General features: G+C 36.3%; 8 protein-coding genes. 2 read left to right on the top strand and 6 right to left on the bottom strand.

Annotated features, from left to right (window positions below):
- Nucleotides 1–168: 168 nt before the first annotated feature.
- The 6 genes from LDK34_RS12060 to LDK34_RS12035 all read right to left on the bottom strand — a co-directional run bounded on the left by LDK34_RS12060 (nt 169) and on the right by LDK34_RS12035 (nt 6,252).
- Nucleotides 169–450, bottom strand: a complete 282-nt coding sequence (locus LDK34_RS12060; RefSeq protein ID WP_236941884.1) for a type II toxin-antitoxin system RelB/DinJ family antitoxin — start codon at nt 448–450, stop codon at nt 169–171.
- A 257-nt stretch (nt 451–707) separates the two neighbouring features.
- Nucleotides 708–1,826, bottom strand: a complete 1,119-nt coding sequence (locus LDK34_RS12055; RefSeq protein ID WP_236941883.1) for a replication initiator protein A — start codon at nt 1,824–1,826, stop codon at nt 708–710.
- 615 nt (nt 1,827–2,441) lie between these two features.
- Nucleotides 2,442–2,684, bottom strand: coding sequence for a hypothetical protein (locus LDK34_RS12050; protein ID WP_003590746.1), 243 nt, complete (start codon nt 2,682–2,684; stop codon nt 2,442–2,444).
- A gap of 3 nt (nt 2,685–2,687) precedes the next feature.
- Nucleotides 2,688–3,497, bottom strand: coding sequence for a ParA family protein (locus LDK34_RS12045; protein WP_033615103.1), 810 nt, complete (start codon nt 3,495–3,497; stop codon nt 2,688–2,690).
- A 180-nt stretch (nt 3,498–3,677) separates the two neighbouring features.
- Nucleotides 3,678–4,262, bottom strand: coding sequence for a recombinase family protein (locus LDK34_RS12040; RefSeq protein ID WP_236941882.1), 585 nt, complete (start codon nt 4,260–4,262; stop codon nt 3,678–3,680).
- 538 nt (nt 4,263–4,800) lie between these two features.
- The gene (locus tag LDK34_RS12035; protein WP_057717421.1) at nt 4,801–6,252 is read right to left on the bottom strand and encodes a Sau3AI family type II restriction endonuclease; all 1,452 of its coding nucleotides are present in this window, start codon (nt 6,250–6,252) and stop codon (nt 4,801–4,803) included.
- A gap of 106 nt (nt 6,253–6,358) precedes the next feature.
- Between LDK34_RS12035 and dcm the strand changes: the two genes are divergently transcribed.
- Nucleotides 6,359–7,645: a DNA (cytosine-5-)-methyltransferase gene (gene dcm, locus LDK34_RS12030; RefSeq protein WP_057717422.1), complete on the top strand. Its 1,287-nt coding sequence runs from the start codon at nt 6,359–6,361 to the stop codon at nt 7,643–7,645.
- Nucleotides 7,646–8,081: 436 nt separating this feature from the next.
- On the top strand, nt 8,082–8,201 hold the full coding sequence (locus LDK34_RS12025) for a putative holin-like toxin (RefSeq protein ID WP_236941886.1): 120 nt from the start codon (nt 8,082–8,084) through the stop codon (nt 8,199–8,201).
- Nucleotides 8,202–8,369: the final 168 nt, after the last annotated feature.

The raw sequence follows: 8,369 nt of genomic DNA, 5'->3' as shown, positions 1-8,369 counted from the left end.
AAAGCGTCATATACTTTGCGCTTTTCTGGATCTGGCTCATGTAATGACTTATCAAGTAAATCTTTTAAATCAGTTTCTTTGGCAATTTCAAAAAAGTCATTAATTGTGATTGTATCTTTCATGTTCATCACACTTCCTAGTTATTAATTTATTTAATCTGATAAGCCATTAGTCCTCATCCGGATCATTGAGCCAATCAGCGACTTCTTTAGCGTCTTTGAACTCTGTTACTGGTGTCTCTTTGGTAGCCTTTAAAAGGCTTAAATTAGCTCTTTCGGCTTCGCTCAGGGCTGGTTTAAACGGTAATGCTGCGTCAGCTACGATCCGCTTATAAAACATGTTAATGGCCGTGGTTGGGTTTAGACCTAACTGGCTTAAAACGGCTTCGGTATCATCGGCCAAATCTTTATCAATCTTGACTTGGACCCGTTTCTTTTCCTTAACTGCCATGATTGTCTCATCTCCTTTTTTACTACTACCATTATGCTACCTTTTGAGTACTTTATCAATAGATAAAGCCCTGGCCTCAAATCACTTGAGCTTGGCATTGATCTAAAGGCTGAACTTTTGAGCTGGTTAGCCTGGTTAGCTCTGGCACTCATTTAAAAGCCCTTGCTCTTCTGTTTAAGCCATTTAAATCTATCTTAAGTATAAACAGGTTAGTAAGTCTTAAAACCGCTTAGAAAGGATTTTATAGCCTTTTAGGACTAGTAGTACAACCCACTGTTATCGTTGTCGGCCGACTTTTCTTCTTCGGGGTGTTTGGCCGCATATTCTCTAGCCGCTTGTTTATTCCACCAAATCGCAAATAGGTTTTGCATGGCGCCGTATAAGTAGTTCTCCACGTTCTTGATATGCTTCCCATTGCTTCTTAGAGCGTTAAAGTAGCGTCTCAAGGCTTTAGTCATTAAAGGTTTTAGTTCTTCATCATCAAGTGGGATTATGACACCAATATCTTTGTGATCTTTCTCAACTCGGTACTTAGCATTTAAGATAATGCCAATGAAGCGCCGCATTTGTTGCGGAGTGTGGCACCAGAAACTTAGTAATTGCACGGCTTCTGGTTCTAAGAAAACGGGTAAGCCACTGTTTTCATCAGTTAAGAAGTCATTAGCATGGTTCACCAAATCCTTGTTTTGTTTTTCAATTTCTGCTGGTGAGAAATTGGCTGTGGAAAAGTCCAACTTTTGAGTATCTATATTGTATCTATTAGTATCTATGTTTTTAAAGTCTTTATATAGATTGTGTGTGATTTTCACATTTCCGCTTGTAGCAAGGGTTTGAGCGGTCTCATCAACGGACTTATGCGGAAGTGTGATTTTCACATTTCCGCTTGTAGCAAGGGTTTGAGCGGTCTCCTGCGGAAGTGTGATTTTCACATTTCCGCTTGTAGCAAGGGCTTGAGACACTTTTGGGCTATCTTCACCGCGTAAATAGACATCGGTTGCTTTCACATCGAGCTTGGACAGATATAAGCGATTCGGTTCATTCTTTTTTGTTTTTGGGTTAAAGCCCAGTTGTTTTTGCATCAGCAAATGAGCGGATTCGAGTTCTTTTTTAATTTTGACGACTTTTTGATTATGGCAATTAAATAAATTTTCGAGTTCTTGATTGGTAAAAATAAAGTAGACGTGATTTTCCTCATCAACCCAGCTGTTGCGCAAAGAGTACTCTAGCCGATCTTTCAGTACCATATAAGCCAATTTGGCGTCACTACTTAAATGTTTATATTGCTCGCCATACATTAATACCTTAGGAAACTGGAAAAATAGGGCTCCATATACGTTATCGGCTTCATAGTAATTGAAATTTGTTGATTTTGTCATAATAAAAACTCCCTTTCTCGACTGACACACGCTGTCTCAAAAGAGAGTTGCTAAAACATTTGATTTGCTTTAAAATACAAATCTGATATGCTTTAACTGAATTACAAGGCGTTCATTTAGCCTTGAGGCTTTGTAATTTACCAGCATGTGTCTGTTTGTGAGTTGCCCAGTCGGCAACTTTTTTTAATTTCTAACAACAAAAATGGACTAAATAGCTTCAGTTAGCTACTTAGTCCATTGACTTTAATTTGTTTTTAACTATCCTTAACTTGTCCTTGGGGACTGGTTTGCGGTATAATTAACCTACAAATTAAGAACAATCTTCAGTCGATTTTAACTTGGCGGTGAAAATCGACTGAATCTAAGTAGCTGTCGTGTAGCTACTTGCTAAACCAAAAATCCCTGATTCCTCGTGAATCGGGGATTTTTCTGTTTAGCTTGATCTCTTTATTCGGTTGTTAAATTAATCTTAGTCTAGCATAGCGCTTACCTAGCGGCAACTTTATTTGGTTTTGTATACTTTACAAGCCCCCATCTGTCCGTTGATCAGATACAAGGTCTTCGTATCAATTATTGCTATCAACTATTTGTGATTTCATCATTTTCCCCGTTCAATTATTCTTGAAAGTCTCTATAAGCATTTTCTATTATGGTATCTAATAAGGTTGATCTTGATTTTGCGTTCAACTGATTAACCATTTCATCTAAACGATCAATATTCTTTTGTTGAATTGAGAAGCTTGTCTTTACTTTTCGTTCCCAATTCAATTTTTCGTTAAGTGCATCTTTTTGCTGAATGTCTCTAGCCACTTGGTAATCGTTGTTGGTACTTGAAAACTTTTCAAATTTGTTTGCCATAAGTTAATCATTCCCCTGTTTTTGGATTTCTGAAAACACGTCACTTAATAGTTTGAGAAATGGCTCTTGTTCATGCAACTTGTCATTCTGGGTTGCATATTCTAGTATGCCCTCCTTTGCAAGCATACTAGCGTTAACTAATTCCTTTTCTGGGATAACCCCAATGACATTATCTATATGTTTGAGTGCTGATAAAAATTCGTGAGAAGAATTAGTATTGTGTTTGATTCGATTGCCTAAAAAGAATACGTTGGCAGTAATATATGATTTACCACTAACTGGATCAACAACTTCATCTTGTAAAGTTCCCACGCTTTGCAATACTTTTGTATGACTTTCATACCCAAATCGACTTGGTTCCATTGGAGAAATGATTTTATCGGCTACAGCTACACCATTTTTGCTTAACAGGTTCCAAGCTGGTGGCAAGTCAATAATTATGTAGTCATATTTTTGATTCAGTTCTTGCGCATTTTTAACAAACCACATAAATAATAGCAATTCTCTATTTGGTTTTGAGGCTAAACGATCTGCTACTTCTTCCAGGTTGCTAGTTGATGGAATTATGGCGATATTATCCTGAACTTGTGTCTCAATTAACCCGGAGCTTGGTTTTTCTAGGACATCTGCAATGGTGGGCTTTCCACTGAAATTAAAATGTTCATTTTCAAAAGTGCCCGTCAAACTCTTCTGTGCGTCCAAATCGATCATCAAAACTTTTTGATCTTGTGTTTGTAAAAATTTGGCGAACTGAAATGCCATTGTGGTTTTACCAACGCCACCTTTGATAGCCATAAAACTGATTACTTGCATAACACACTTTCCTCCTAACATATAAAGATAAAGGTAATACTTAACAAATACCTTGTTCTCCTACATAATACGACTTTAAGAACACAAAATCAAGATAAAAGTAGTACTAATGGAATACGTAAAACGCATAAAGGTATTTATTTGGTGGTATAAATAGGTTTAAACAATTAGTCATACCTATTATCTGTTAACATTAAATTTCTTTCGATACCTTATAAAGGTTGTCCGTTTAATTCCTGTATTACGGGCAACATCGACATCACTCATGCCTGCCTCGTAAAGCTTAAAAGCATGTTGCAAGCGGGGATCATCTTGGGTGTATTGGGGTTTGCGGCCGTGATATTTACCTTGCTGTTTGGCTAAGGCAATCCCTTGTTGCTGACGTTCGATGATCCGCTTACGTTCACTTTCCGCCTGGTACTTATACAATTCAATGATGAGGTTAGTCATCAATTGGCGTAAGTTCGGATCAGCAATCCCTGTCATGGACGGCAAATTCAACACATCTAGGGTGGCCCCCTTGTTTTGAATGGTGTTCATAATCTTAGTTAAGTCCTGATTGTTTCGGCCCAAGCGGTCTAATTCAGTAACCAGGACAATATCGCCTTCACGGATATAGGCCAGCATCTTTTGCAGTTCTGGCCGATTAGTGTTAGCCCCACTTAATTTATCCGTAAATAATTTATCAACGCCTCTTAAAGCCGCTAACTGTCGATTTAAATGTTGCTCCTTGGAGCTCACGCGAGCATAACCGATTTTAGCCATTTTTAGCTCTCCCTTTGGACAGTTCTAATGAACATTTGTAATTCCTAGTATAGCACAGAAACAAAAACGGCCAATAGGGTATACCCTGGTGGTCACTTTTGCTTCAGCTTTAATAACTTTCTGTGATCCCCATACTTTCTAGCTCGGACTCTGTAATCCTTTTTTACAATTAGTATTTAACCGAACTGTACCGGCTTGGTCTCTTAAATCCAAGTGCTAAGTTCAAGAAGGAGGGTCCACACAATCTAACTGTTACGGCAAGCAGGTAAGATATCCGTGTATGCTGGTAAAAAGACTAAAATGCGATTTACAACTATAATACCAACAAAAAATCCAATAGTAGGTGAACTAAGACAGGGCAGACTTATACTTGAAATAATTAAATATCTAAGGTGAAGATTAGACCAGTACGGTTAATGCAATCCTTGACCAATTTCTGAGGCGAATTCGGCAGTCAAAAGGAAGAATGATGAATTAAATGGATTTGAGATTACGATTACAATCCCTCCTACTAAGGATGAACATTATTGCTATACATTTAATCAAGTAAATCTGAAACTACATTCTTTATATAGTCATTATTTAACCAAAAAGACTGCGTTGTCATATAATAACTAGAAAATTCAGAGGGCTTATTAGACCAATGAGCTTTAGTCGGCAATTTGTTAGAAAATGGACTATTGATGTAACTAGCTTTGGCAGAATGTGGTCTAATATGAACAATCATGTTATTTTTAACCCCAATTAAGTTGTTGGTTACCCTCTTTCCATTAAACGAAAGGGTAACGCCATCTAATAATTTGTTTTTGGTGTCTTCCCAAGCATATTTTATTTGCTCGTCTATTTCTTTTAGTGGCATAGTATAAAATTTAATTCCTTTAAGTATATTGATACCATGTTTATTTTTTTGGAAAACTACAAAAAGAAATTTACTTTCGTGCAAATAAATATTTAAATCAGCTTCAGGCAATCCATATGAATCACACCATGATTGAGTAACTAGTTCTTTGAATTTAAATGGCGGCAGAGACATACTTTCTCTATTATTTCCACTTTGACTAAATTGGATTGTTTTTGGAATAATAGATGCTTTATTGAATTCAGAGATGTTATCTAAAGTGTGATTAGGTGTCAGGCCAAGAATAGCTCTGGTAATCATATTGTTTTTACTTTTTGCAGTTGAATTAATATTAAACTTTTTAAGCAGCTGAGCTTGGCTAACGCCAATGAAAGGACGAAATCTTTTAATAATAATATCAGTAAGTGAATTATCTAATAGTTCAACTGAATCCTTGATGATAGCGTCGCTTCTAATATTGCCAATTATATTATCACGTAACATTGTTGTCATAAAGCTTGATTTAAAAGAAAAAGCACGTTGTTTTGCTGGAATATCAGAAAAGGGTTGTTCGCGTACTGATTTATTATTTTTCCCCTTGGTACATGCAGCAAGATAATTAGTTAAACTTTCACTAATTTGGTCGGCTCTGCCTTCCAATACATATTTTTGGATAAGTAACCAATCATTTTTAATGATTGCAAAATCCGTGGGAGATTTCATCATTTGATACAAGATAATATATTTAAAAGTCCAATCATCTTTGGGTATATCGGGGTTATATTCATAAAAAGCAATTTCTAGGTTTCTATTTTTCTTCAAGAAATGGCTACTTTCAAAATTTTCATTGACTAGGTCCATATAGTTAATGATACTAAGCACTAGTCTTTCTTTAGCACTGTATTGTGATTTCCCATTTTTTTTGTTTTTTAGTATTTTAAATGGTGTTGCTTTAAGTTCTGATACACCTAAATCCGGTTCACTAGAATTATCCTTTGTTTTTCCAAACCATGCTTCAAAAACATCTCCCATTGCATTTTTGTTTCCTCGAATATTCAGTCCTAGTTGTTTTATCAAATCGGATTGTCTAATGTCTTTAATTTTTAAAGCTCTATTATGTACCTCTTCTTTACTACTATAATCTGATTTCATTGTACTATCTCCTATATCGAAAACTTGTTCCCTTATTATTTGATCTTTTTATATTTGTATTATATAATGGAAAATACTAATTAATCATTATAGGAGAGAATTACAAATGGGTAAACCACTTAAAATATTAGAATTATTTGCTGGGGTTGGAGGTTTTAGGATTGGTTTAGAGCATGCTGATAAAAACACGTTTCAGACATGTTGGTCTAATCAATATGAACCTGCTCGCAAGAGTCAAGATGCATTTGAAGTTTATAATTATCATTTTCCAGACTCAGATAATATTGGAATTGATATTAACGATATCTCAGATAAGAAATTCAAATCTATGGACGCAGATATGATTGTTGGTGGATTTCCTTGTCAAGATTACTCTGTCGCAAGAACTACGCATGGTGAATTGGGTATACAAGGGAAAAAGGGTGTTTTATTTTGGCAAATCATTCGTGCTGCTCAGAACATTAGGCCAAAATACATGCTATTTGAAAATGTGGATCGATTATTAAAAGCACCATCTAAGCAACGTGGGAGGGACTTCTCAATTATGCTTTCTGCCTTGAATAAGCTGGGATATTCACTAGAATGGCGTGTTATAAATGCTGCAGATTATGGCGGCCCTCAACGCCGCCGTCGGGTGTATATCTTTGTATTTAGAAATGATTTAGCCTACGCCAAGCATTTGGACAAGAAATATGGTGAAATAAAGGACCCATCTGAACATGACGCATATTATAGTTATGTAATGAAAGAGGGCTTATTTGGGAAACAATTTCCTGTCAAAAACATGCCATATAAGGGACGCATTGCATCATACGTTTTTCCAGAAGATGTTGTAGATACTTCGGACAACTTCAAGGGTAATGTTTTTAACAGTGGCATTATGCATCATGGAAGATTTTTTACAGTTGATACTAAGGCTTTGGGCAATGAAAAGCCAATTCCATTGAGGGACATATTACAGCCTGAATCTGAAGTAAATGCAAATTACTATGTCACAGATCAGAATAAAATTAATAAGTTTAAATATTTGCGAGGGGCAAAGAAAATTGAAAGGACTAGTTCGACAGGACACACATATGTCTTTAGTGAAGGAGGCATGTCACCCTATGATGACTTAAAACTACCGGGCAGAACCATGCTAACATCTGAGGGATCAGTAAACCGGTCAACACATTTTTTGAAAATTAATGGTCGGTATCGCCTTTTGACACCTATTGAGGCTGAGAGGATGCAAGCTTTTCCTGATAACTGGACTAAGATTAAACTAGTTAATGGAGAAAAAATGGAAGTGAGCAACCGTATGCGTATGTTCTTTATGGGGAATGCACTAGTTACAGATGTTATCAAACGGATAGGGCTAGGAATTAAAACAATTCATGAAAATTATGATTAGATAGTAACTAAATAGTAGGCCCTCAATTCACTTATAGTGAACTGGGGCCTACTATTTAGTTACGTTATTATCATTATGGCGATGTACTAATCATGTAACTTATTTAAATAATCAGCCTAAAAATAACAACATTAAATCATGTAATTGTTTAAGTTGACGATTAAAACATTCATCATTATTTGAATCAAGCATACGGTTGAACGTATGAGCTTGTTCTTCCGCAACTTTGTCCATTGCTTGACGGGTCTTCTTAACCCCTTCTTGTCCGAACAGCGTTCGGATTAATTTTACAATCTACCATAATAGTTCTTTGTAGAGAAGTTAAGGCGGTGGCTATTTCCGATTGGAGGTGGTGCTTATGGTGTTAAACCTCTAAAGCCCATTAATCCTAAAGAAAGGAGTAGCCTAAGTGTCCGTTGCGGACGCTTTACTATTAATGCTGGCTTTCGGTAAGTTTATCGTAGCCTTAATCGTATTAATTGTTGAGCTGATCAAAAGTCAGCAAAAAAATAACCGCCTTAGCTCTGGTCAGCTAGCGGTTATTAAATATCGTTAAAATCTGCCACCGTCTTTAACGGCTCTACATGGGAAGCCCTGTTCTAGCGGGACTTCCCTTTTCTGGTTACATTATAACATGACTATAACTGACTCTCGACTATTTTTAATCAGCTTTCTAGCCGTTTTAGGGAACACACGTTTGCCTTTTGTGATACAATATAGGCAA

It is taken from the genome of Furfurilactobacillus milii (assembly GCF_021654115.1).
Lineage (GTDB): Bacteria > Bacillota > Bacilli > Lactobacillales > Lactobacillaceae > Furfurilactobacillus > Furfurilactobacillus milii.
This window is presented reverse-complemented; position numbering and strand designations above follow the sequence as displayed.